The organism is Stenotrophomonas sp. STEN029, from assembly GCF_056760015.1.
This window is the reverse complement of sequence record NZ_JBRREC010000030.1, coordinates 1-24,347: the sequence shown is the minus strand read 5'-3', so window position 1 is coordinate 24,347 and position 24,347 is coordinate 1. Positions and strand designations below refer to the sequence as shown.

21 protein-coding genes are annotated in these 24,347 nt (G+C 66.1%); 14 read left to right on the top strand and 7 right to left on the bottom strand.

What is annotated here, in order from left to right; genetic code table 11:
* Positions 1-77 precede the first annotated feature (77 nt).
* Together ACVOLI_RS08825 and ACVOLI_RS08820 are read right to left on the bottom strand one after the other, a co-directional pair.
* Positions 78-911 (bottom strand): helix-turn-helix transcriptional regulator, encoded by an 834-nt coding sequence (locus tag ACVOLI_RS08825; protein WP_481534318.1) that lies wholly within the window; start codon positions 909-911, stop codon positions 78-80.
* Between the two features lie 3 nt (positions 912-914).
* Positions 915-1,613 carry a VIT1/CCC1 transporter family protein gene (locus tag ACVOLI_RS08820; RefSeq protein WP_481534317.1) on the bottom strand — a complete coding sequence of 233 codons (699 nt, stop codon included), beginning with the start codon at positions 1,611-1,613 and terminating at the stop codon, positions 915-917.
* A 203-nt stretch (positions 1,614-1,816) separates the two neighbouring features.
* On the opposite strand from ACVOLI_RS08820, the gene ACVOLI_RS08815 reads away from it, so the two are divergent.
* Positions 1,817-3,181, top strand: a complete 1,365-nt coding sequence (locus ACVOLI_RS08815; RefSeq protein ID WP_481534316.1) for a glutamate--cysteine ligase — start codon at positions 1,817-1,819, stop codon at positions 3,179-3,181.
* A gap of 40 nt (positions 3,182-3,221) precedes the next feature.
* On the opposite strand, the gene ACVOLI_RS08810 is transcribed toward ACVOLI_RS08815, so the two are convergent.
* Both ACVOLI_RS08810 and ACVOLI_RS08805 read right to left on the bottom strand, forming a co-directional pair.
* On the bottom strand, positions 3,222-4,679 hold the full coding sequence (locus ACVOLI_RS08810) for an ATP-binding protein (RefSeq protein ID WP_481534315.1): 1,458 nt from the start codon (positions 4,677-4,679) through the stop codon (positions 3,222-3,224).
* Complete coding sequence (locus ACVOLI_RS08805) at positions 4,676-5,386, bottom strand: response regulator (protein WP_481534314.1); 711 nt, start codon at positions 5,384-5,386, stop codon at positions 4,676-4,678. The genes ACVOLI_RS08810 and ACVOLI_RS08805 overlap by 4 nt, the downstream gene beginning before the upstream one ends.
* Before the next feature lie 175 nt (positions 5,387-5,561).
* On the opposite strand from ACVOLI_RS08805, the gene ACVOLI_RS08800 reads away from it, so the two are divergent.
* The 11 genes from ACVOLI_RS08800 to ACVOLI_RS08750 all read left to right on the top strand — a co-directional run bounded on the left by ACVOLI_RS08800 (position 5,562) and on the right by ACVOLI_RS08750 (position 17,023).
* The gene (locus ACVOLI_RS08800) at positions 5,562-6,572 is read left to right on the top strand and encodes a glycosyltransferase (protein WP_481534313.1); all 1,011 of its coding nucleotides are present in this window, start codon (positions 5,562-5,564) and stop codon (positions 6,570-6,572) included.
* Positions 6,569-7,459, top strand: a complete 891-nt coding sequence (locus tag ACVOLI_RS08795; RefSeq protein WP_481534312.1) for a sulfotransferase family protein — start codon at positions 6,569-6,571, stop codon at positions 7,457-7,459. The genes ACVOLI_RS08800 and ACVOLI_RS08795 overlap by 4 nt, the downstream gene beginning before the upstream one ends.
* Positions 7,460-7,905: 446 nt before the next feature.
* On the top strand, positions 7,906-8,544 hold the full coding sequence (locus ACVOLI_RS08790) for a glutathione S-transferase family protein (RefSeq protein WP_481534311.1): 639 nt from the start codon (positions 7,906-7,908) through the stop codon (positions 8,542-8,544).
* Complete coding sequence (locus ACVOLI_RS08785; protein ID WP_481534310.1) at positions 8,544-9,008, top strand: DUF6265 family protein; 465 nt, start codon at positions 8,544-8,546, stop codon at positions 9,006-9,008. The genes ACVOLI_RS08790 and ACVOLI_RS08785 overlap by 1 nt, the downstream gene beginning before the upstream one ends.
* 46 nt (positions 9,009-9,054) lie before the next feature.
* Positions 9,055-10,650, top strand: a complete 1,596-nt coding sequence (locus ACVOLI_RS08780) for an AAA family ATPase (protein WP_481534309.1) — start codon at positions 9,055-9,057, stop codon at positions 10,648-10,650.
* Position 10,651: 1 nt separating this feature from the next.
* Positions 10,652-11,644, top strand: a complete 993-nt coding sequence (locus ACVOLI_RS08775; RefSeq protein WP_481534308.1) for a hypothetical protein — start codon at positions 10,652-10,654, stop codon at positions 11,642-11,644.
* The gene (locus ACVOLI_RS08770) at positions 11,641-13,422 is read left to right on the top strand and encodes a hypothetical protein (RefSeq protein WP_481534307.1); all 1,782 of its coding nucleotides are present in this window, start codon (positions 11,641-11,643) and stop codon (positions 13,420-13,422) included. The genes ACVOLI_RS08775 and ACVOLI_RS08770 overlap by 4 nt, the downstream gene beginning before the upstream one ends.
* Positions 13,423-13,444: 22 nt before the next feature.
* On the top strand, positions 13,445-14,026 hold the full coding sequence (locus ACVOLI_RS08765; protein ID WP_481534306.1) for a hypothetical protein: 582 nt from the start codon (positions 13,445-13,447) through the stop codon (positions 14,024-14,026).
* On the top strand, positions 14,023-15,372 hold the full coding sequence (locus tag ACVOLI_RS08760; protein WP_481534305.1) for an AMP-binding protein: 1,350 nt from the start codon (positions 14,023-14,025) through the stop codon (positions 15,370-15,372). Before ACVOLI_RS08765 ends, ACVOLI_RS08760 begins: the two co-directional genes overlap by 4 nt.
* The gene (pnuC, locus tag ACVOLI_RS08755) at positions 15,369-15,938 is read left to right on the top strand and encodes a nicotinamide riboside transporter PnuC (RefSeq protein WP_481534304.1); all 570 of its coding nucleotides are present in this window, start codon (positions 15,369-15,371) and stop codon (positions 15,936-15,938) included. Before ACVOLI_RS08760 ends, pnuC begins: the two co-directional genes overlap by 4 nt.
* A 2-nt stretch (positions 15,939-15,940) precedes the next feature.
* Positions 15,941-17,023 carry an AAA family ATPase gene (locus ACVOLI_RS08750; protein WP_481534332.1) on the top strand — a complete coding sequence of 361 codons (1,083 nt, stop codon included), beginning with the start codon at positions 15,941-15,943 and terminating at the stop codon, positions 17,021-17,023.
* Here ACVOLI_RS08750 and ACVOLI_RS08745 read toward each other — a convergent pair.
* Positions 17,017-18,702: a tetratricopeptide repeat protein gene (locus ACVOLI_RS08745; RefSeq protein ID WP_481534303.1), complete on the bottom strand. Its 1,686-nt coding sequence runs from the start codon at positions 18,700-18,702 to the stop codon at positions 17,017-17,019. The genes ACVOLI_RS08750 and ACVOLI_RS08745 overlap by 7 nt on opposite strands.
* A 292-nt stretch (positions 18,703-18,994) precedes the next feature.
* Here ACVOLI_RS08745 and bla point away from each other — a divergent pair, with 292 nt between their 5' ends.
* The gene (bla, locus tag ACVOLI_RS08740; RefSeq protein ID WP_481534302.1) at positions 18,995-19,876 is read left to right on the top strand and encodes a subclass B3 metallo-beta-lactamase; all 882 of its coding nucleotides are present in this window, start codon (positions 18,995-18,997) and stop codon (positions 19,874-19,876) included.
* 215 nt (positions 19,877-20,091) lie between these two features.
* Here the strand turns inward: bla and ACVOLI_RS08735 are convergent, their stop codons facing one another.
* Both ACVOLI_RS08735 and ACVOLI_RS08730 read right to left on the bottom strand, forming a co-directional pair.
* Positions 20,092-20,793: a LytR/AlgR family response regulator transcription factor gene (locus ACVOLI_RS08735; protein WP_296248420.1), complete on the bottom strand. Its 702-nt coding sequence runs from the start codon at positions 20,791-20,793 to the stop codon at positions 20,092-20,094.
* Positions 20,781-22,490, bottom strand: coding sequence for a histidine kinase (locus ACVOLI_RS08730; protein WP_481534301.1), 1,710 nt, complete (start codon positions 22,488-22,490; stop codon positions 20,781-20,783). Before ACVOLI_RS08730 ends, ACVOLI_RS08735 begins: the two co-directional genes overlap by 13 nt.
* 296 nt (positions 22,491-22,786) lie before the next feature.
* Here ACVOLI_RS08730 and ACVOLI_RS08725 point away from each other — a divergent pair, with 296 nt between their 5' ends.
* Positions 22,787-24,256 carry an alpha/beta fold hydrolase gene (locus ACVOLI_RS08725; RefSeq protein ID WP_481534300.1) on the top strand — a complete coding sequence of 490 codons (1,470 nt, stop codon included), beginning with the start codon at positions 22,787-22,789 and terminating at the stop codon, positions 24,254-24,256.
* Positions 24,257-24,347 lie beyond the last annotated feature (91 nt).

The window sequence follows — 24,347 nt, the reverse complement described above, 5'->3', positions numbered from 1 at the left end:
TGCCGCGGGAACTCAATGCTGCGCCGGAGTGCCGCCGCGTTTCGCTCACAATGCTGCGCGAAACGCTCGCATCGCGGTCAGCTGTTGCCGATTGCCGCAGGCTCCAGGCCGTAGCGCGCGGCGAAGCGCTTGTTGAAGCTGCCCAGTGAGCGATAGCCGGCGCGCGCTGCCACGGTCTTCAGCGGCAGGCGGGTGGTGTAGAGCAGCTGCATGGCATGCGCCAGTCGCGCATCGGCTACCAGTTCGCGCACGCTGAGTTGTTCACCGGCCAAGCGCCGACGCAAGGTGGCACCGCTGATGCCCAGGTGCGATTCGAAATCACGGGACTGCCACTCGCGCTCCGGCTGCGCGGCAACCAGATCGCGGATACGGTCACCAATACCGGGTTCGGGTGCGGCGAGCAGGCTGCCATGGCCTCGACGGCAGAAGGCCACCACCAGAGCGGCCAGGGCCAGTCGCGCCTCGGTGTATTGGCCCTGCTGCAATGCCTGCCGCCATTGCAGCAGGGCCGCACCGTGTTCGGCCAGCGACAGGCATGCCAGCGCATTGCCGGCATCGGGCAGGGCGTCAGTCCACAAGGCGCGCGCTGCAGCCAGTACTTCCGGGCATAGCGGCACGATGGCACTCAGATACAAACCACTGTGCGGATCGGGAATATTGACCACGTCGATGCGGCTGCGACGGGTAATCAGGAACAGATCGCCAGGGCCGAATTCCAGCGACTGCTGTGCAGTACGGGCCTGCTTGCGCCCCTGCAGCAGGATGGCGAACTGTGGCTGCGGAATGTCCACCGAGCTTGCGCCGTGCTCGCGACGCGCGGTGATGCAGGCGTAGCCTTCGGCACGCTCGCAATCGACCAGGGAGGACAGCTGAGCCAGCAAGTTGAGTGTGGGATCGGCTTCGGTAGTCATCGTTTACACGGTGATCTGGAACAGGTGGCCGATGGCTGCGGCGGCGGCCATCGCCAATGCGCCCCAGAACACCACCCGCAACGCGCCGCGCAGCACGGGGGCGCCGCCGGCGCGCGCGGCCAGTGCGCCGGTGATGCACAGCCCGACCAGGGTGGCGGCGGTGGTCACCTGCGCTACCAGCGCATGCGGGGCCAGTAGTGCGGTCAGTACCGGCAGTGCCGCGCCGACGATGAAGGCGCGGGCTGACGCTGCCGCCGCCTGCAGCGGGCGGGCGCGCAGTTCCTCGGTGATGCCCAGCTCGTCGCGCGCATGCGCGGCGAGGGCGTCGCGGGCGGTCAGCTGCTCGGCAACCTGCTGGGCCAGATCGGGGCTGAGCCCGCGGCGGCGGTAGATGCCGGCCAGCTCCTGCAGCTCGCTGTGCGGGTCTTCGTGCAGCTCGCGTCGCTCCATGGCCAGATCGGCATGTTCGGTGTCGGCCTGGGACATCACCGAGACATATTCGCCAGCCGCCATCGACATGGCGCCGGCCACGGTGCCGGCGATGCCGGTGGCCAGGATCGCCGAGGCGCTGGCGCCGCCTGCGGCCACGCCGACAACGAGACCGGCGACCGAGACGATGCCGTCGTTCGCGCCCAGCACGGCGGCACGCAACCAGCCGACGCGGTCCGAACGGTGGGTTTCACGATGATGGGTGCGACTCATGCCTACAGTGTAGGACGAGTGCCCAGTCAGCCGCGGAATGACTCGCAGCCGCAGCGCCAGCGGCGGTCAAGTCTGCTTTTATAGGACGCTGAAAACCGCTGCCGTGACACGATGGCAATGTGCGCCACGATATAGTGCGCCCTTGCGATGGCGGGGGCTGGCCCCCACCTTCCCGCCCTGACCAGAATTCTGCGAGCCTGCCCTTGTCGAGCCCGAGCCACGTCGCTGACACACCCATCACCCACCGCGACCAGTTGGTCCAGAGCATCGCGGCGGGTGAAAAACCCAAGTCGCAATGGCGGATCGGCACCGAGCATGAGAAGTTCGGGTTCCGCCTGGATGACCTGCGCCCGCCCACCTTTGAAGGCGAGCGTGGCATCAATGCGGTGCTCGATGGGCTGACCCGCTTCGGCTGGGAGCCGGTGCAGGAGAACGGCAATACCATCGCGCTGCTGCGCGATGGTGCCTCGGTGACCCTGGAGCCGGCCGGTCAGCTGGAGCTCTCGGGCGCGGCGCTGGAAACCATCCACCAGACCTGCGTGGAGACCGGCAGCCACCTCAATGAAGTCGCACAGGTGGCCAGTGAGCTGCAGCTTGGCTTCCTCGGCATGGGCTTCCAGCCCAAGTGGGCACGTGCGGACATGCCGTGGATGCCCAAGGGCCGCTACCAGATCATGAAGAGCTATATGCCCAAGGTCGGTTCGCTCGGCCTGGACATGATGACCCGCACCTGCACCACCCAGGTCAACCTGGACTACGCCAGCGAAGCGGACATGGTGAAGAAGTTCCGCGTGTCCTTGGCGTTGCAGCCGATTGCCACCGCGCTGTTCGCCGATTCGCCGTTCACCGAGGGCAAGCCCAACGGCTACCTGAGCTACCGCTCGCACATCTGGACCGATACCGATCCGGACCGCACCGGCATGCTCGACTTCGTGTTCGAGGATGGCTTTGGTTACGAGCGCTACGTCGACTATCTGTTGGACGTCCCAATGTACTTCTCTTACCGCGACGGCATCTACCACGATGCCAGCGGGCAGAGCTTCCGTGATTTCCTGCAGGGCAGGTTGCCGGTGTTGCCGGGCGCGTTGCCGACCCTGCGTGACTGGTCGGACCACACCACGACCGCCTTCCCGGAAGTACGACTGAAGAAGTATCTGGAAATGCGCGGCGCCGATAGCGGCCCGTGGAGCCGCATCTGCGCGCTGCCGGCGTTCTGGGTTGGCTTGTTGTATGACGAGACCGCGTTGAATGCAGCCTGGGACCTGGTCAAGGACTTCAGCCTGGCCGAGCGCAACGTGCTGCGCGATGGCGTGCCCAGGCAGGCGATGAACCTGCCGTTCCGCAATGGCACGGTACGTGACCTGGCCCGCGAAGCCCTGGCGATTTCGCGCGATGGCCTGCGCCGTCGTGCCGCGCTCAATGCCGATGGTCAGGATGAAACGCGCTTCCTGGATGTGCTGCAGGAGATCGTGGATTCGGGCAAGACCGCGGCCGAGCGCAAGCTGGAGCTGTTCCATGGACGCTGGAATGGCAGCGTCGATCCCTTGTTCGGCGAGTTCGCCTATTGAGTCCGCGCGTGCAACCTGATCGGGTATCGGGTTGCTGCGTTCAAGCAAGCGCGCCTTGATCAGCAGGCAGGCACGGCAGCGTCATCAATGCACGAAGGCCGCCTTCGCTGCGGTTGTGCAGGCGCAAGCTGCCGCCGTGGTCCAGCACCACGCCATGTGCCACGGACAGGCCCAGGCCGATGCCGCCAGTATCGCGGTTGCGTGATTCGTCACCGCGCGCGAACGGCAGGAACAATTCGTTCTCGCGCGCAGGATCGATGCCGGGGCCGTCGTCATCCACCTCAAGCACGACATTGCCGTTGTCGCGGTAGAGCTGCAGCCGCGCGCTGCCGGCGTACTTGAGCGCGTTGTCGATCAGGTTGGATACCGCACGCCGCAGTGCCAACGGATCGCCCAACAGGACCGCCGGCTCGGCGGCAGTGAGCACCACGTCCTGGCCGGTATCCGCCAGGTCGCCGACCGCGCTTTCCACCAGGCTGGCGAAATCGAGGCGGTCGCGTGGGCCAGGCTGCGATTGGCCGTGCAGGAAGTCCAGCGCAGCGCTGATCATCCGGCTCATCTCGTCGATGTCGGCGCTGGCCTTGTCGCGTGCTTCCGCTGGTAGTGCCTGCAGGCGGAACGACAGCCGCGCCAGCGGTGTGCGCAGGTCATGGGCGATCGCGCCGATGGTGCGGGTGCGCTCGTCCAGCAAGCGGTTGATGCGGGCCTGCATGGTGTTGAACGAATCCGCCGCGCGCGCCAGTTCGGCCGGACCGCTGCGGTCCAGCGGCGCAGCACCGGGATGGCTGCCGAGGCGATCCGCAGCTTGGGCGAAGCGGCTTATGGGGGCGGACAAGGCGCGCGAAAACCACCATGCCAGCGGCAGCATCGCCACTGCGCCACACAGGAACAACAGGCCGACCTGGCGAGCGACGCTGGGCAATGGTCCGGGCATGCGGTGTACAACGCTGCGCCAATGGCCATCGGCTTTGCGTGTGGCGGCAACGAAGTTGCCGAACAGCGGTGCATTGGCGGGGAAGCCGTCATCCCCAGGCGGCATCGCATCGCGCATGGGTGGCGGGCGCCGCACAGCCGGCGGTACGGCAGGTTCTGTCCCTGCTTCGCCAGCGGCTGCTGGCGCAAACGCTGCCGCCCGGTCGGGGCCGGCGGGACGCTGGTGAAACGCGCTGCCGGGACCCAGCCCGGGCATGCGCATGCCGTTGCAGTAGCTCACCTGGTCCTCGGCCACCCCCAGCCAGCGAGCCAGGCGCATCCTCATGAAAGGGTCCTGGCGATGGCCTTCCGGGCAGGCCGGTCGCTCGCTGCTGTCGGAGACGGTCAGCCGGTCGTTGGTCGATGGCAGTTCGCTGGACAACAGTGCTACCACTTCCGACAGTGGTATGTCGGCCGGGCGCCGCGGGGGCATGGTCAACAACAGCGCGATGCCCAAGGCCAATGCCACCAGCAATGCGCCCAGCAGCAACAGGAAGGTGCGCGCGAAGATCGGCAGCGCTTTCACAGGCGGCGCACCGTGGGCAGCAGCAGATAGCCTTCGTTGCGAACGGTGCGGATCAGTTCCGGATGGCCGCGATCATTCAACTTGCGGCGCAGGCGGCTGATCTGGCTGTCGATGGCGCGGTCGTAGACGTCACTGCCGCGGTTGCGGGCGTTATCCAGCAACTGGTCGCGGCTCAGCACCCATTGCGGATGCTCGACGAAGGCACGAAGCAGGGTGAACTCGCTGTCCGACAAGGTGACGTAGACACCATCGGGGTCGCGCAGGTCACGCCGCAGCGCATCCAGTCGCCAGCCGCCGAATTCGTAGACCGGGTGAGGACTTTGGGTCTGTTCGGCATCGGCCTGCGTACGACGCAGGCGGGCGCGGATGCGCGCCAGCAGCTCGCGTGGATTGCAGGGTTTCGACAGATAGTCGTCGGCGCCCACTTCCAGGCCGATGATGCGGTCGGTGTCGCTGCCCAGTGCGCTGAGCATGATCACCGGCGGCGCGTTGCGTTCGCCGACCAGTTGGCGCATCGCGCTGAGGCCATCTTCGCCGGGCATCATCACGTCCAGCACCACCAGGTCGGGGCGCTGGCTGTTCATGGCCAGGCGCATCTGTGCTGCGCTGTCGGCGGTGGCTACGCTGTAACCATGCTGGCCGAGGAAGTCAGCTATCAGGTTGCGCAGATCGGGATCGTCGTCGACCACCAGGAGATGGGTGGGCATGGGCTTCCTTTCGCTGCGACCGTGCTGGGGGACTCCGCATCCGGGGCCGCGCGACGCATCATAGCGCGCCAATTTGTCAATGTTTGTCAGTGCCCGGCGGCCTGTCGCCCGGTTCAGCATCCGGCGGTGAAGACGGCTGCCTAGAGTGCGCCATCCCATTCTGGCGCACTCCACGATGACAGCCCCACGCGTTCGTTTGATCAGCCGCGAAAACGGTGTTGGCCTGAGCCGTGACCTGGATCTGATGCAGCGCTTGTTGGCGCCGCGATTTGCCACCGAGCGGGTGGGATTCGGCAGTACCGGGCGTACCCGCGCGCAGGTGGCCGGTCTGTGGGGACGCCGCCTGTTGCAGGGGCGGGTGCCGCTGCAGATTTTTTCCGAGCGGGTTTACCCGCGCTGCCTGCCATTGGCGGAGCGCAATTTCCTGCTGCCCAATCCGGAGTGGTTCCTGCCGCGCTGGCACCCGAGCCTGGCCAGGTTCGATGCGGTGCTGTGCAAGACCCGTCACGCCGAGCGGATCTTCGCCGGATTGGGTTGCACCACCCGATACATCGGCTTCACCAGCGAGGACCGCCTGCTTCCCGATGTGCCGCGGCAGCGGGTGTTCTTCCATCTGGCCGGGCGCAGCAGCGCCAAGGGCACGCGGGTGTTGCTGGATACCTGGCGCAGGCATCCGCAGTGGCCGCTGCTGATCGTGGTGCAGAATCCGCGCACCGCTGGCGAGCGGGTGATCGCGGACAACATCGACCATCGCATCGTGGTGCTCGATGAGGCGGAGCTACGCAGGTTGCAGAACCAATGCCTGTTCCATATCTGCCCCTCCGAGACCGAAGGCTACGGTCACTACCTGATGGAAGCCTTGAGCGTGGGTGCGGTGACGCTGACCACCGACGGTGAACCAATGAATGAGCTGGTCACTGCGCAGCGCGGGCTGCTGATGCTGCCGGCACAGGCAATCAAACGTGACCTTGCATGGCGCTATTACGTTGACCCGGCGGGCATCGAACTCGCAGTGACACGCGCGTTGCGGCTTTCCGAGGCTGCACTGGACGCCATGTCGCGGCAGGCACGGGAGCACTTCGTGGACAACCAGGAGGCCTTCATCCATCGCTTCCAGCGCGTGGTCACGGAAGGGCTGCCATTGCAGCAGCGGTCCATGCCGGCGCTGCTGCGGGTGAAGGAATGAATGCTGCCATCGGTCAGGTATTCCTGGTGGGGTGCCCGCGCTCGGGAACCACCTTGCTGCAACGCTTGCTGAGCACGCATCCGGATATCGTCTCGTTGCCGGAAACGCATTTCCTGCAGCGTCTGCTGCGCTACGGCGACCGCCATCGCGAATCAGTGCGGGCGTGGCGCTGGAAGCAGCTGCATGGCATGCGGCATGCGCTGCAGGCCTGGCTGGGGTGGGTGCCGGGCGGGCAGGTCCGGCGTGCCTGGGCTGGCGTTCCCGAACTGGCAGCTGCATCGCCATCGGCGTTCGCCCCGGTCAGCGCGCAGCTGCAGGCGTTTGCAGATGCGATGGCGGCGCACTGCGATGGTTCCGGCGGACAGCTCTGGTTGGAGAAAACGCCAGACCACCTGTTCTATCTGCGCTCGATCAGCAAGCACCTGCCGGATGCACGGGTGATCCATCTGCTGCGCGATGGCGAAGAAGTGGTGGCATCGCTGCATTCCGCTGCCGCGCGCTATCGGCCCTGGCATGTATACGCCGATGTCGATCGTGCGATCGATCGCTGGAATCGAGCGGTCGTTGAAAGCGGGGCGTGGTTGCATGACCGGCGCCATCTCTGGGTGCGCTACGAACAGCTCATCGCGCAACCGCAGCAGGAACTGGCGCGGATATTTGCGTTCCTGGGCTGCGGTGTCGTCGATTGCGCGACGGCAGGATCCGCTGATCTGAGCGTCCTGGTCCGCAGCGATGAACCCTGGAAACAGGACGCGGGCGAGGCGTTGCATGATCGCCGCAAATTCCAGTTTTGCTTCGATGCTGCACGACGCGCGTATATCCGCGCGCGCCTGATCCCGTTGTCCGACGACCTGCTCGCCGCAACGCGGCGCCCCTTTCCCCATTGAACCCAGAGCATTCCCATGCGCTTGTCATTGCAGAAATTCATACCCTTCGCAGCCTCGCTGCTGGTGTTGTCGCTTGCCGGCTGCGGCGCGTTTGGACGTTGCCAGGATGGCCCGCCGCCTGGCCCGCATCGTGGTGGCCCCGGTGGACCCGGTCGATCAGATGGCCCGCCACCTTCGCTGCCACGTGATCCGGCATTCACCAAGGCATTTGACGCTTGCCTGGCCGAACAGGCAGGTAGCCCTGCGGCCGGGTCAGCGGAACAAGGCGATTCGGAACGGCCCAGGCTCGATCGGCAAGCCATGGACGCCTGCCTGAAGGGCAAGGGCGTGCAGCCACCAGCACCACCGCCGCGTCCAAGCGAACACCGCTGAGCCCTGCACCTTCCCCTGTCCCGGTGGCGGGGCGCAGTTGCTAGACTGCCGCCTCATCCTCCGGAGGCAGGCGCATGGGCAGCACGGCAGAAGAGATCGTCTTCTATACCAACCCGATGTCACGCGGGCGCATCGTGCGCTGGATGCTGGAGGAGTTGGGCCAGCCGTATCGCACCGAGGTGCTGGAGTACGGCCAGAGCATGAAAGGCCCGGAGTTCCTCGCCATCAACCCGATGGGCAAGGTGCCGACCATCGTGCACCGTGGCGTGGTGGTGACCGAGGCTGCAGCGATCTGCGCCTATCTGGCCGATGCGTTTCCCGCTGCAGGACTGGCACCCGCCTTGATTGATCCGCTGCGTGGTAGCTACCTGCGCTGGCTGTTCTTCGCTGCCGGGCCGGTGGAGGCAGTAGTCAGTGCCAAGGCGCTGGGGCTGCTTGCACCGCTTGAGAAGGCCGGCACGGTCGGTTACGGCAGCTTCGAGCAGACCATTGACACCCTGGAGCAGGTTGCCGCGTCGGCATCACCGTGGCTGCTCGGCGAGCGCTTCAGCGCTGCTGACGTCTACGTCGGCAGCCAGATCCTGTGGGGGCAGATGTTCAAGAGCATGCCGGCGCGCGACGCGTTTGCCGCGTATGGCGAGCGCCTGCGTGCCCGCCCGGCCTGGCAGCGTGCAAGTACCCTGGATGATGCATTGATCCCGCCACGTAGCTGATGCGCAGGCTCCTGCTCTGCTTGGTCCTGCTGGTCGGCGCAGCCAGTGCCGTGACCGCAGCTGCGGCCGAGCTGTCCTCGCTGGACTGGCTGCTGGGCAACTGGCAGCGCACCGGCATGGCAGCTGGTACGAACGGCGCTGAGCACTGGCGTCGGCAGGCTGATGTTCTCGAAGGCGAGGGCCGCAGCTATCGGCAAGGCGAGCTGCGGTTCCAGGAACGTCTGCGCATCATCGATGAGGGCGGGCAGCTGTACTACGTCGCCGATGTTGCCGGGAATCCCGCGCCGGTCAGGTTCGCGCTGGTGGAGCAGGGGGCGCAGTCGGTGGTGTTCGAGAACCTCCAACATGACTTCCCGCAACGGATCGCCTACCAGCGCAACGGCCGGCAGCTGAGAGCCACTGTCTCCGCTGGCGAACGCGTGCAGGTATTCGAGTTCGAGCAGGCCGCACAGGCGGCTGACTGAGCGACGGCCGACGTCACGGCCGCCACGTTAGAATCCGGGTTCCGTGATGAAGGGACGCCCGGTGTCGCCATTCAACCTGTTCCAGCGCCTGTCGCAGGCGCCAACCAACCCGAAGGCCGAGCCGGTGGCGCGGACCTTCGATGTGGCCGAACTGTATGAAGGACCGGTGCAGCTGGCCGGCGCCGCCGATGCCGCGCCGCTGGCGTTGGACGAGAAGCTGCGCCAGGCCTACTTCTGGATCGTCAACAACGCCATCATCAGCCCGCATTACGACATCGAGTACCACGCCGGTCCGTCGGCCAGCTTCAATGTTGGTGATACCCGCCGCCAGCTGACCTTGCCGTCGGCGCAGAGCTATTCCAGCTATGTGCTGCTGCCGCTGCTGACCTTCGCCACCCGCCGCAAATGCCTGTTCGTCGGCGGCCCCGGCCGTGGCAAGACCGCCAGCGCGATCCTGATGGGCGTGCTTGCCGGTTACCCGGTGCGCGAGGTGCGCCGCGCCATGCAGCACGGCCACCCGCAGATGACCATCGCCGACCTGCTCGGCAATCCGCTGCCGGCCGATCTGGTCGCCGCGCAGGACATGTCGCAGATCCGCATCGCGTGGCGCAGCTGGTTGGGCATGCGGGTCAAAATCATCGACGAGTACAACCGCATCCCAACCCGTACCCAGAGCGCACTGCTGACGGTGATGGGCGACAACTACGCCGAAGTGCTCAACCAGGTCTACGAATGCCCAGAGTCGGCGTGGTACCTCACTGCCAACGACGACCGCGGTGGCGGCACCTACCAGGTGATCGAGGCCCTGCGCGACCGCATCGACGTGGTGGTGCAGGCATTGGCCTTCAACCCGCGCTTCCTCGAAGAGATGCTGCTGCGCATCGAGCAGAACATCCGTCCGGAAGAAGTGGTGCCGCGCGAGATCATTTTCAGCGAGGAAGAAGGCGACCTGATGCTGCAGCAGATCCGTGCGGTGGAGGTACCGCAGGATGTGCGCAGGCGCATTGAATTCTTCAGCAGCCAGTTCGAGTTGATGGAGACCGCGGGTGCGCAGTTCGAGTACCTGACCAAGGACACCGTGCGCCTGGCCGGGGTTGACTGGGCCCAGGCGATTGCCGCCGATTCCGGCCGTGATCGCATGAAGGACCTGGGTTGCCAGACCCGCAATGGTTTGTCGGTGCGCAACCTGATGACCTTGCTGATGTTTGCCAAGGCGTTGGCCTGGTTCCGCGGCAATGCCGCGGTCGCGCTGGACGACGTGCGCCAGGTGTTGCCGTTCGTGCTCAACGACAAGCTGCAACCGGATCTGGACGCGCCGTTCTTCGCGCTGCCGGAGAACGCCGCTTACCGCAGCGACCGGCTCAGCTGGCTGCGCTGGTTGCTGGACAGCTCCAATGCCGAGTACGACCGCCTGGACCTGGATCGTAACGATCCGGTCGGCGAGCTGTCCGCACAGTTCGCACGCGGCCTGGATGGCATCAGCGAGCGCGAGACGCGTGCGCGCCTCACGCGCATCGAACGGCTGGTGGAGGAACGGGTGAAGGGCCGCAAGCTCTACGGTCATCTGTACGACGACCTGCTCAAGCTCAAGTACCTGCACCAGCGCTATACCAATTACCTGCATTGGCAGCAGGCGCGCTGAGGTGCTGTCACCCGCACTGACCGGCCTGCTGGCATCGCGCCGCAGCCTGCTCAATCAGCAGGTTGCCGAAGCACGGCAGCGCTGGCCAAATTTGGACACCGCGGCGTTCTCGGTCTTTGTCGCGCAGACGCTGGACCCTTTGTGCCTGGCGATTGCTGCTGTGGACGAAGCGGCGATGCCGGCGGCCACCGAAGTCGCCTTCGAACTGGGCCTGGAACTGGTGGCACAGGGACTCGCAGGCCCGGCAGCTCGCCTGCCGTGGGTGGATGCCGCGTGGCAGCAGCTGGCAGTGCCTGCCGCAGCACTGATCGCAGCTGCACCACTGGAAACACTGGGCGCACTCAGCAACGCGGTCGTGCGTATGCACGAGGTGCCGGGCGTGCGCGTCGATGCATGGTTGCAGCGCATGGTGGCATTGGCACCGCGTTGCGACAGCACGGCGGCCTTGCGCAGCGTCGGCGCGCTCTATGCGTGGCAGGCCGGCATGGCGCATCTGCGCGAGGCAGCGTTGGCGCAGGCCGATAGCCTGCCTGTCGCCTTGGCTGCAGAAGCGATGGGCGTCGACGAAATGCAATGGCCGTCGCTACGCAGCCAACTCGGCAGCGAGCGCTGGTGGCACCCGCAGGGTGCGGCGGCGAGCGCGCAGGGGCAGACGGTGGGCGGATTCAGCGGGCTTGGCGGCCCTTTCGCCGCGCCGCCGGAGCTGCGCGCCAGCGCGGAAGGTTTCATCGCGCGTAGCGGCGACCGCCATTACCTGCTGATTGCCGATGCCTTCGGTGGCGTGGTGTTGCCCGCCAGTGCGGCAGAGTTTGCTGCCGCGCGGGTCACGCCGGCCACGCAGCTATCAATCGACAGCCAGGGCGCGCGCATTGGCGCGACCGCCATCGCTTACGCCGCTCCCGCTGATGGCCTTGTGGCAGTGGCCGGGCCTGCGGGTATCGCACTGTACTCGCCGTGGTCGCACCACGTGCGCCTGCTACCCGGCGCGGCATGAGCAGCACCGAACAGGAAAGCCTGCTGGCCAGCTGGCGCGCCGCCTGGCCGCTGGCGCTGGCCGATTGGAGCCGTTTCACCCGCTTGCAGGACCCGCGCCTGTGCGACAGCAGCGTCGAGGCGGCGAAGGAGGGCCTGACCGGCAGCTTCGCGATGATCCGCCTGGCCGACCAGCGGGTGGTGATCGATCTGCCACAGGTGCAGCGTTTGGGGCTGCAGGATCACGCCCGCGAAATCCTCGCCCACGAGATCGGCCATCACGTGCTGGCTCCGGCTACGGCCACCGATCACGCGCGGCTGTTGGCGCGCATCCACCGCGCATTGCCGACATTGGAAGCGCACGCGCCGATGGTCGCCAACCTCTATACCGACCTGTTGATCAACGACCGCCTGCAACGCCAATGTGGCCTGCGCATGGCCGATATCTACCGGCGCCTTGCCACCGGCGCCAGCGGCAGTTCGCCGCTGTGGCAGCTGTACATGGGCATCTATGAACAGCTGTGGCAGCAGCCGGCAGGCAGCCTCGGCGGACCAGCGCTGGAAGCTGCAGGCCTGCGCGGCGATGCCTGGCTGGGCGCACGGGTGATCCGCACCTATGCCGGCGAGTGGATGGAAGGTGCCAGCCGTTTCAGCGCCTTGCTGCTGCCGCACTTGCTGGAGACGATCAGTGACGCGCGCGTCGACGCGCTGATGGATACCCGCCATGCCGGCCGTGGCAGTCAACCGGTGGGACTGGACCGGCTGGAAGAAGACGAACTCGCACCGGTGCTGCATCCGGCGCTCGATCCGCGCATCACTGGTGAGGAAGATACTGGCACGGTAGACGTGGTGGCGGAGGACGCATTGCTGACCAGCACGCCCGGTCACGGCCAGACCCGGGAGCCGTTTGAGTACGGCGAAATCCTGCGCGCGGCGGGACTGGACATGGACCCGCAGCAATTCGCGGTGCGCTACTACCGCGAGCGCGCCTTGCCGCACCTGATCCGTTTCCCGGTCAGCCCACAGCCGCAGGCGCAGGAGCTCGAACTGGAAGGTCTGGAGCCCTGGGAACCAGGCGATCCTCTGGATGCGGTGGATTGGCTGCAGACCTTGATGCAGTCGCCCACCGTGGTGCCGGGGGTGACCACGGTGCAGCGGGTGATGGGGCCGGCGCCGGGCAACGAACCTGCCAATGAACCGATTGATCTGGACCTGTACGTGGACAGCTCCGGCTCCATGCCCGATCCGCAGCAGGTCACCTCATGGTTGACCTTGGCCGGTGCGGTGATCGCCTTGTCGGCGTTGCGCGCGGGTGCGCGCGTGCAGGCCACCTTGTGGAGCGGCAAGCAGCAATGCCTGCACACCGATGGTTTCGTGCGCAGCGAGGACGACATCCTCAAGGTGCTGGTAGGTTACTTCGGTGGCGCAACGGCTTTCCCCATCCATCGCCTGCGCAGCACCTATGCGCAGCGGCCGGCGGCTGCGCGTGCCGTGCATATCCTGCATATCTCCGATGACGGCATCACCACCATGTTCGAGCAGGACGAGCGCGGCAACAGCGGCTGGGACGTCGCCGCGCAGGCGCTGCGCGCGGCCCGGGCTGGCGGCACCATGGCGCTCAATCTCTACAGTCCGTTGCCGGCAAGCCTGGTCGGCGCCAAGGGTTGGACCGCGGACTTGCTACGCGCACGCGAGCAGGGCTGGGATATCCACGTCGTGCGTGACATGACCGACCTGCTGGCCTTCGCGCGCGAGTTCAGCCAACGTCATTACCAGTCACCGGGCGTGGTCGGCCGATGAAAAGCACCTTACGGAACCAACCATGAGCAACAGCGCCTCGCTGGACGCCCTGCTGCGTCGCCTGATCGATACACCACCGGACTTCCTCGATCCGCCACGGCGCGGCCGCGAAGGGCAGCTTCAGGTCGCAGCCGTGGTCAACGACGTGCTGGCGCTGCATGGTGTCGCCTTGCCCGCTGCGTTGCAGGCCAGCCTGTCCGGCAACCTGGCAGCGGTCACCGTCAACCAGCTGAGTCTGTCCGCGGTGATGGCCTGGCTGCTGGCCGATGAAGCGTGGCACGCGCTGCGCTTCCCGCGCGAGGCGCTGCTGCAGGTATTTGGCGAGGCAGTGCCCGCGTTGGCAACGGAGGCCGCAGTGAACCGCTATCTGCACGATCCGGATCGGCGCGAGGAACTGGTGCGTACCGCCATCGCGCGGCTGGGTCTGCTGCCTGCGGGTGAAACCGCGGCACAGGCAGCCGATCGCCTGGCCAGCGTCAGCAGCGTCGAACGCCGTCGCCTGCTGGACGCCAGCCGCGCTGCTGAAGCGCGCGCACGTGCGATCCGCGAGGCGCTGGCACGCAAGGCTGCCGAGGAATCGGCGGACAAGTGGACACGCGAGTGAATCAAGACCCGCACGACGGTGAGCGCTATCCCACCCTGAGCGAAGCGGGCAGGGCGATGCTGCAGTGGATGCGCGAGCATCCGGCGGCACCGCGCTACCGCAACCAGAGTGGCAATCGACTGCTCGCCGGGGAAGTGCAGCAACTGCGCGTGTACGAACACCATATCCTCGGCGCTGGTTTCCAGTGGCAGCCGGGTTCACCTCCGCCGTGGTTGGGAGCCTTTGTCGATGAGGTGATCGCGCAGGTGCCGTACTTCCGTGCGCGCGGTCGTGCTGCATGTTTCGAAGACATCGCCACCACCCATCGCGGTGACCTGGCTGCCGATATCGCCCAGTTCGTTCCCGATCCGGTGCCGTTGCAGCGGATGATGAATTTCCGCACCACCGGAACCACCGGCCACCCGCTGGTGCTGCCCTCGCATCCAGTCGTGGCCGGCCGCTATCTGGCCTATCACAAGCGTGCCTTGGCACGCGCTGGCGTGGTCTTGCGCAATGGCCGCGGGCAGATGGGCGTGATGCTGCTGGGCATGCAGCAACGCTGCTTCACCTATGTATCGGTGACGCCGAGCATGGACGAGTCCGGGCTGGCCAAGATCAACCTGCATCCGGATGAGTGGCGTCATCCCGATGACCGCGCGCGCTATATCGATGCGCTGCAGCCGGAAGTGATTGCCGGTGATCCGATCTCCTTCGCCACCTTGCTGGAACTGGGGGTCAGCCACCGGCCACGCGCGCTGCTGTCGGTGTCGATGGCCTTGTCGCCGGGCCTGCGGCAGGCCTTGCAGCAACGATTCGACTGCCCCGTACTGGACATTTACTCGATGAACGAAGCCGGTCCGCTGGCGGTGCATGATGCCGCCGCCGGTGGCCACGTGCTGCTGCAGCCGGGCATGTATGTGGAGGTGCTGGACGATGCCGGTCGTGCCGTTGCGGATGGACAGGTCGGTGAGATCACCTTGACCGGTGGTTTCAACTTCTGCCTGCCGCTGCTGCGCTACCGCACTGGCGACCGTGGCGCGCTGGCGATGTGTGGTGATGTGCCGATGATTGTCGACCTGCAGGGCAGGCGACCGGTACGCTACCGCACCCGCAGTGGCCGCTGGATCAACAACATCGACCTGACCCACGCCTTGGCGGCGCTGCCGCTGTCGCGCTTTCGTGTGCACCAGCAGGGCGACGGCAGCGTCAACCTGCATCTACCAGCCGCCGAGGCCGGTTACGCACAGCAGGCGCAAGCGGCCCTGCAACATACCCTGGACGACCTGCTGGTACAGGTCGTGCTGATGCACGTGGAGGACAAAGTGCTGCAATACACCACCGATCTCAACGAAGGCCTGGGCGCATGACCGCACTGGAAATCGCGGCCAACGCCTTCGCCACCGCGTCCATCCTGTGTGCGGCGCGCAACAGCGTACATACCTGGTGGACGGGCATCATTGGCTGCTCGCTGTTCGGCCTGCTGTTCTGGCATACCCAGCTGTATGCCGATGTGCTGCTGCAGGTGTTCTTCGTCGTCGCCAGCATGTTCGGCTGGTGGAACTGGCACGCCAGCGCCAGCCATGCGGCACTGCCGATCAAGCGCACGCCGTTGCGCAGCTTCCTGTTGATGGGCGCCGCTGCGCTGCTGGCCGGTGCTGCCTACGGGCTGGTGCTGCATCGCTTCACCGATGCCTACGCGCCGTTCGCTGATTCCTCGGTGCTGTGCCTGTCGGTGCTGGCGCAGCTGCTGCTGATGCGCAGGCGCATCGAGACCTGGCCGGTGTGGGTGTTGGTCAACACCATCGCAGTGCCGCTGTACGCCTCGCGCGGGCTCACCCTGACTTCTGTCTTGTATGCCGCCTATTGGATCAACGCCTGGTTGGCCTGGCGGCATTGGCGCCGGCTGTGGCGCGAGCAGGGCGCCGCTGCGTGAGCATGCTGCGGGTCGGCCTGGTGGTGGGCAAGTTCTGCCCGCTGCACCGCGGTCACCAGTTGCTGCTGGATCATGCACAGGCGGCCTGCGAGCGCCTGGTCGTGGTCAGTTACACCAAACCCGAGTTTCCCGGCATGGCGCCCGCGCGACGCGAGGCCTGGCTGCGAGCGCTGTATCCCGACGCCAACCACTGGGTGCTCGACGACGTGCGCCTGGCCGCACATTGCCAGCGCTTGGGGCTGCCGCAGCGATGCCTGCCGGATAACGATGCCAGTGACGAGGCGCATCGCCTGTTCATGGCCTGGCTGCTGCGCGAGGTGATCCAGAGCGAGGTGGATCTGGTGTTCACCAGCGAGAACTACGGCCCCGGTTTCGCCGCAGTGCTGTCGCAGCAACAGCAACTGCATGGCGGCCGCGCGGTGGCGCACGTTGAGGTCGATCCGGCACGGCGCAGCGTGCCGGTATCGGGCACTGCAGTGCGCGCGGACCTGCATGCGCAGCGGCAGCAGCTGGCGCCGCAGGTGTATCGCGATTTCGTCAGGCGGGTGGTGTTGCTGGGCGGTGAATCCACCGGGAAGTCAACGCTGGCGCGGACGCTGGCCACGCGCTGTGACAGTGTCTACGCGGCCGAATATGGTCGCGAGCTATGGGAGGCGCAGGATGGCCAGCTGCAGGAGTCGGATCTGTTGCATATCGCCCAGACCCAGGTGGCGCGCGAGGAAAATCTGCTGGGCGCCGCCACCGGCTGGCTGGTATGCGACACCTCGCCGTTGACCACCTTGTTGTACGCCGAGGCGATGTTTGGTCGCGCCGATCCGTGCTTGCTGGAATTGTCGCAGCGTCGCTATGACCTGGTGTTGCTGTGTGACCCTGATGTTCCATTCGTGCAGGACGGCACCCGCCGCGACGAGGCGTTCCGGCGCTGGCAGCATGCCTGGTATCTGCGTGAGCTTGGCAGCCGGCAGATTCCTTTCCGCCAGTTGGGCGGCGATTGGCAGCAGCGAGAGGCGACGGCGCTGGCAGCCATGGCCGAGCTGCTGCCGGATGTGGATGCAGCCAGGTCGCGGCCAGCGCTGGTTCAGTAGCGCGCAGCTGCCAGCGGCGCATCTGCCCATTGCCAGGCTGCTGTGTGCTGGCGTTTGGTTTCGGCTGCCGCATCGGCCTGGCCCAGCATCTGTTGTGCCTGTGCCAGCCCGAACAACGACCAGCCATTGGCCGGATAGGTCTTCAGGTCCTGATTGAAGGCTTCGGCTGCGGATTCCGCATCACCTGCATCCAGCAGCGCGGCGCCCAGATAGGGACGCACCGGCAGCGGCCAGTCGGCGGGTTCGTTGTAGGCCAGGGCATCTTCGGCGGCTGCGGCCTCCCGCAATGCAGTGATGGCAGCATCGTGTTTGCCCTGTGCGCGTAGCAACTCGCCACGCAGGAGTGCATCGGCAACACGCAGCACGCTGTCGGCATGGTTGATGTCGAAGAAGCTGACCTGCGCCATTGCCGTATCGGCGGTGATGGCATGCAGGGCTTCGGCGTCGCGTGTTGCTTCTGCCAGTGCGCCTTTGCGGGCATGTGCCATGCCGCGGGCGAAATGGCGGATCGCGGCAGGATAGGGAAGTTCGGCTGCAGTGCCGGTGTCGGCGAGGATGCCGTCCCAATCACCGAAGCGGACCTGGGTAAGCGGCGGTGCCACCACGAACTGCTGCATGAACTGCATCGGGGCCTCGCCCATGGCCGCACGGTCCGCCCGATCGGCCGTCTGTCTGGCGGCCTGCATGGACAGCGTGCGTGAGCCGGTCAGTCCCGTGGTCATCGTGGCGAAGTGCCAGTTATGCGGCACATAGCCCAGCGGATAGACGCCATTGCTGCCACGGCAGACCGCGAGGAAATCCTTGTCGGCGGTGGTAGCGGCCAGATTGGTCAGGGTTGCATCGTGGTAGCGGCCAACGCGGATGTAGATGTGCGCGGGCATATGCACCAGGTGGCCCGAACCCGGCGCCAGCGCAGCCAAAGCATCGGCGTAGGGCTCGGCACGCTTTGGCTCGGGAGACGATTCCATGGCATGGATGTAGTAGTGCATCGCGCCGATATGGCGCGGGTTGCGCGCCAGCACGCGCTCCAGCTCGCCGACCAATGCCTGGGTGAACTCGGCGGGCTTGCCATCCTGCCAATAAGCCCACGGCGAGAGATCCATCAAGGCCTCCGCGTACATCGTGGCGGCATCATCGTCATGCGGGAACTTTGCGACCACTCCAGCCATCGCATCGGCGTAGTTGCGGTCCAGCTGCTTGCGGTCCTCCGGTGCGGGGTCGGCGTAGCGCTTCTGTAGTGCCTGGATCAGCGCTTGGTCGGCAGGTCGCGCGCCAGTGGCAAGTGTGGCGGCACGTGCCGCCAATGCGGCGGCTTCCTTGGCGGCCGCCGGGTCCATCGGCAGATTGATGTTTGGCCCAAGCACCAAGGCCTGGCCCCAGATGCACATTGCACATGCCGGGTCCAAGCGCGCGGCTTGGGCGAATGCACGTCCGGCAGCTTCATGGTTGAAGCCATAGACCAGACGCAGGCCTTGGTCGAAATAGCGCTGAGCCAGCGGCACCTTGCTGCCGATGTCGCGGTGCAGGTCGCCGAAGGTGTCGAACAGCGGGAGTTCATTGGCATCTGCTGCCGGGGCCTTATCGACAAGGGCGGTTGCGTTGTCGGGAGCGTCGCAGCCCGACAGCGCTGCAGCCGCAAACAGGGACGGAAGCAGCAGGGACAAGGATCGACGGATCATTGTGGCTTCTCGGGGCGGATGGACGCGAAGATACTGCTGGGCGCGGCTGGGTGGTGATATGCCGCGATGAAAACACCGTAAAAATTGCAGGCCGGAGAATCGCAATTACGGTGTGCTGCGGACGCCGGCCGTTCATTGCCGGATGGCGAGGTGCCTGGCACGTATCGTGCCGGCCTGCCCGCGGATAGGCGAAGGCCAAGGAAAACTCATGGCTCGGCCCAGTTCTACGCATTTGTCGCAATCTCCTCTACGGCGCACAGTTCCTGCACGTATTGGACAAGGCGCAGAGATGATGCAGAAGCAGGGAATTCGCAGGAGATTGCAGGTGGCGGCGATGCTGCTTGCCGGAGCGGCGTCGTCGGCGGCGTGGGCTGGACCGCCCGCGGACTGGACGACACCGATCAAACCATTTCATATCGTCGACAACATCTATTACGTAGGCAGCGAGGGACTGGCGGCATACCTGATCGTGTCGGAGCAGGGGGCGATCCTGTTGGATGCTCCGCTTGCTGCCAATGCGGATCAGATCGAGCGCAACATCGAAAGCCTGGGTGTGCCGCTGCATGATGTACGGCTGTTGCTCAGCAGCCATGCCCATGCGGATCATGTCGGCGCCATGGCAGCACTCAAGCGCGACACCGGTGCACGTTATGCCGCCAGCGCTGGCGACCGTTGGGCGCTTGAGAACGGCAGGAACCAGGGCGACAACAACTACGGCATCCAGCCCTTCGATCCGATCAAGCTGGATGAGATCGTCAGCGATGGGCAGAAGCTGCGGCTTGGTGACGTCGAGCTGACGGCGCATCTCACGCCGGGGCACACCGCCGGTTGCACCAGCTGGAGCATGACCGTGAATGACCGTGGCACGCCGCGCGAGGTGTTGTTCCTGTGCAGCATTACCGTCGCCGGCAATACGCTGGTTGGGAATCGCAGCTATCCGACGATCGCCGAGGATTTCCGCGCTACGTTTGCAAAGCTTGGCGCAATGCAGGCCGACATCGTCCTGAGCGGCCACCCTGATACCACCGGCATCCTTGAGCGGCAGGCGCAACGCGTCGATGGTGACGAGGATGCATTTGTGGACCCCGGCCTGCTCGCCCGGCTGGTGGACGAGCACAAGGAGAGTTTCGAGGACGCCTTGAGCAAGGCGCGTTCAACGACCCCGCGCCCTTGAGCAGGCGCCGCAGATTCCATCGGCAGACGAACCGCCTGAGATCTTCAGCGTAACCACGTAGCCCGGGTAAGCGCAGCGCACCCGGGGAATCGTTGAGTCAGATATGGCGTTGACGTGCTTGTATGGGCACGCGACTTCGCACCGCTCTGCAAGCTCCCGGGTGCGCTGCGCTTACCCGGCTACGGCGTCTGCTCGCTTTCATGTCGTCGGCTGGTTCACTCAAGCGCGAGTGCCTGCCGCAGGCCGGCCACATGGGCACGCCCGACCGGCAGCTCCCCGCCGCCATTGAGTACCAACCAGTACCGACTGCCGCTACCCGAATGCAAGGTGCTGACATGGCGAAGGTTGACCAGGTAGGAACGGTGGCAGCGGATGAAATCGGGTGGCAGCACCGCGCTCAGTCCGGCCAGGGATTTGTCGTGCAGCTCACTGCGGCCATCACGCATGCGCAGCTCGCTGTAATCGCCGTCGGCACGGATCCACTGCACATCGGCCAGTTCGACCAGGGCGGTGCCCTGCGCGCGCCAGATGCCCAGGTAACGCGCGCGGCCGGAACTGTAGCGGCCTACGTCCAGCAGGCGCTCCAGTGCCTGGCCAAGCCGCTCGCGCGAGAACGGCTTGGGCACGAAATCCAGCACGCCGTGCTCAAACGCCTGCAGGGCGCGCTCGCGGTGGGCGGATACAACAACACAGTGATATCGGCCGGCGACCGCGCTGCGCAGCAGATCAAAGCCGTCCTCACCGCCGAGGTTGAGGTCCAGCAGCAGGCCGTCGTAGACGCTGCGCTGCAACCGGTCACCGGCGGCATCCAGGTCGGCGACCGCATCGAAGCGCGCACGCGTGCCCGCTATTTCCGCACAAAGCCGCAGCAGGCGCTGGCGGACCAGCGGCTCATCTTCGACGATCAATATGCGCATGTGAGCTCGATACGGCTGCACCAGTCGGCGCCATCGGCGCCTTGGCTGTAGTGCCAGCGATTGGGATGGGAGGCGGCCAGGCTGGCCTCGATGTAGCGGGTGCCGGTGCCCTGGCCACGATGCGGTGCGGAGCCACGTGCGCTACGCAGTTCCAGAATCCAATGCTGCTTGTCGCGTTGCACGCGCAGGCGGAACGGTCGTTGCGCGCAGGCGACCGCGCCGGCATGGGTCAGCGCGTTCTCCACTTGTGCATGCAGCACGCCGGGGGGCAGCGACAGCTGCAGGTCGTCGGCATCCACCTCCAGCGTCATCGGCTGGTCAAGGGCCTGGCCGACGATATCCAGATGGTTGCGGCACAGGGCCAGTTCTTCGCTGAGCGGCACGCTCTGGCTGCTGCTGCTTTCGCGCAGGCGATCGAACTGCTCGGCCAGCGATTCGACCAGGCGGCTTGCCTTTGCCGGAGCCTGTTCGATCAGCTCCTGCAGGCAGGTGAGGGTATTCATCAGCCAATGTGGCTGGATGCCCCGCTGCAGCAGCTGCAGCGACAACTTTGCACGCTCTTCGCGCAGGCGCGCGTTGTGCAGGTCCAGGTTGCGAACCTGCTCCGCATGGCAGAGCAGCAGGAAGCCCACCAGCACCGCGAGCAGCAGGAAGTAGGGGCCATCGAGGAAGGCCCCGGGCGCAAACAACAAGGCCAGTACGCCGGCGACCAGCAGGGCCAGGATCGGCCAGCGTTCTTGGCGCTCACTATTGGCCCGCAGCAGCAGCGCAGACGAGGCCAGCAGACTCAGCAGTAGCGCCACCGCCGAACGGATGTCGAAGCTGGGTAGCAGCACGGCCGTCATCACCAGCGCGGCGGCGTAGGCGATGCCCAGGCCCTTGGGAACGGCAACGCCATAACGTCGGGCAAGATAGGTAGGCAGCAGCATGGCCGCTGCCACGTGCAAGGCCAGCAGCGCATACAGGCGCAGGCCGTGCCATGGATAGAGATAGCCGAGCAACGGTCGCCAGCCTTCGACGACTGGTAGTGCAATCCCGACAGCGCACAGCGCGAGCAACAGTCGCCCGCCAGGCATCTGCGGCCGGCCGTGCTGTAGTGCAAGGAAGTAGAGGCAGGCTGCTGCGAGTGCGCCGGTGGCGAGGGCCGCGATCAACCAGGGCAGGACCATGCGCTGGTACAACACCACGGCCGGCGCCACTGCTACCAGGGCATCGGCGCTGTACAGGCCGAACTGCTGGTGGTGGCTGGACGCGAGCACCAGCAGTTCGTCGGTGCCTGTGGGCGAGGAAGGCGGCAGTACGCGGGTGATGTCGACCTGACCGGGCTGTTCCTGCTCGGCGCTGGTGCCGACGACGCCATTGCCCTGCATCGGCTGGCCGTTCCAGTAGAGCTGGCTGGCGCCACGCAGCGACAGGCGCAGGGCGCGGCCGCCATCGTCAGGCTGGATGGACGCGGGCGATTGCCAGCGCAGCCAGTACGGGCCGCGCCAGCTGGCCAGCGTTTGTTGATCGATTGGTTGCCAATGGATGTCGGCTGGCGGAGAGGTCGGCAAGCCGCCAGCAGCGGTTGCGCTGGCGGGCGCCATCTCTCCGCCCAGTACTTGCACGCTGTTGACGTCGCGCAGCAGCACGGCCAGCCACGCGGCGACCGCGAAGACCAGCACGGCCAGTACGCTCAGGATTCGTAGGATCGGCATGGGCCTATCGTATCGGCTGCGCGGAGACGCTGGGCGGTGAGTTGGAGCTGTTCGGCGGACGCGCGCCCCGCAAGCGCCGTCGAGGGAGGGATGCTGGCTTCGTGGCGAGGCAACGGGAGGTTTCTCCGGGTTGCCAGGGCCACGGCAACACCCATCTTCCCACCTGGTCGGAGCCCGCCATGTCCAACAACTCTCTGTCTGTTTCCAGTGCTTGCCGTCCTTGCCTGCAGTCGTTGGCGGCTCCTTCAAACGCCTCGCTTGTCGCTGGGCATCAACACGACGCTGGCGGAGTGCTTGTGACCGGCAAGGGGAAGCTGGGACGTAGCGGTCGCCTGTTGGCGCTGTGCCTGGCCCTGGCGTGCGCCTCGCCGGCGCTGGCCAAGGACTCGGTTGCGCCGCTGGTGTTTGCACCCTATGCAATGCAGACCAAGGCCAATGGCACCATCGCCACCGAAGAGGCCTTCCTCGAAGTTCCGCGTCGCCACAGCGAGCCGAACGGACCGCGCATCCGCCTGCGTGTCGTGCGCTTGCCGGCGACCGGTGGCGATGGCCGCAATGCCCCGGTGGTCTATCTGGCCGGTGGCCCGGGCGGTTCTGGCTTCGGCACCGCACTCGGCCCGCGCTGGCCAGTATTCGACCGGGTCCGGCGCGAGACCGACGTGCTGCTGCTTGATCAGCGCGGCACTGATTTCTCCGAGATGCCCCCGGAGTGCCCACACGAGCACAAGTTCGATGATGCCCAACCGCTGCAGCGCGACGCGGCGCTGGTAGCGGTGAAGGCGTCACTGGTCAGCTGCCTTGCCTTCTGGAAGGACGCCGGGGTTGATATGGGCGCCTACACCACCGCCGAGAGCGCCGACGATATCGAGTACCTGCGCAAGGCGATGGCGCTGCCCAAGCTGAGCCTGTGGGGCATGAGCTACGGCACGCACCTGGCGCTGGCGACCGTGCGCCGCCACCCCGACAGCCTGGAGCGCGTGGTGTTGATGGGCAGCGAAGGCCCGGATGACACGATCAAGCTGCCGCTGGCTGCTGATGCCTTGCTGGCGGACCTCGCCGTCATCGCCAAAAAGGATGGTTTCGAAGACCTGCAGGGATCGGCGCAGCGCGTGTTGGCCAAGTTGCGGCAACAGCCGGGGCAGGGCAGCAGCCCGATGCATGACGGCAGGAAGGTGACCATCGGCGAGTTCGATGCGCAGATGGCGATAGCGATCGCCCTCGGCCGTCGCTCAACCCAGTGCATGTTGCCGCTGGCACTGCGTGAGGCCGAGGCTGGCAACTATGACCTGCTAGGTGCGATCGCCTTGATGGTGCGCGAGGGCCTGGGCGGCTGGCGCGCCATGCCGACGGCGATGGACGTGGCCTCCGGGCAGAGCCCGCAGCGGCGCGCATTGGCGGCGGCTCAGGCCCGCCAGAGCCTGCTCGGCGATGCCTTGAACTTCCCGTTCCCGGACGTTGCTGATGGCTTGGGCATGCTGGACCTGGGTGAGGCCTTCCGTGCGCCAGTGCGCAGCGACGTGCCGGTGCTGTTCATCAGCGGCACGCTGGACGGCCGCACCCCGCATGCCAATGCCCAGGCGCTGCTGCCGGGCTTCAGCCACGGCGAGGAGCTGCTGGTGCGCAGTGCCAGCCATGACAACGAAATGTGGGTGGGCAATCCGGCCATCGCCGACAACATCGCCGGTTTCCTGGCTGGGCGCGGGCTGAGTGCGGACGTGCTGGATGTGCCGCTGCCGGTGTTTGTTACTGACAGGGCCAAGCTGTAAGCCAGAGCAACACCAGGTCAAAACCGGGGTCGGCCGGGGGTGTTGGACGGCACACCCAAACTACCCACCCGTATTTCCCCCCCTGTGGGTG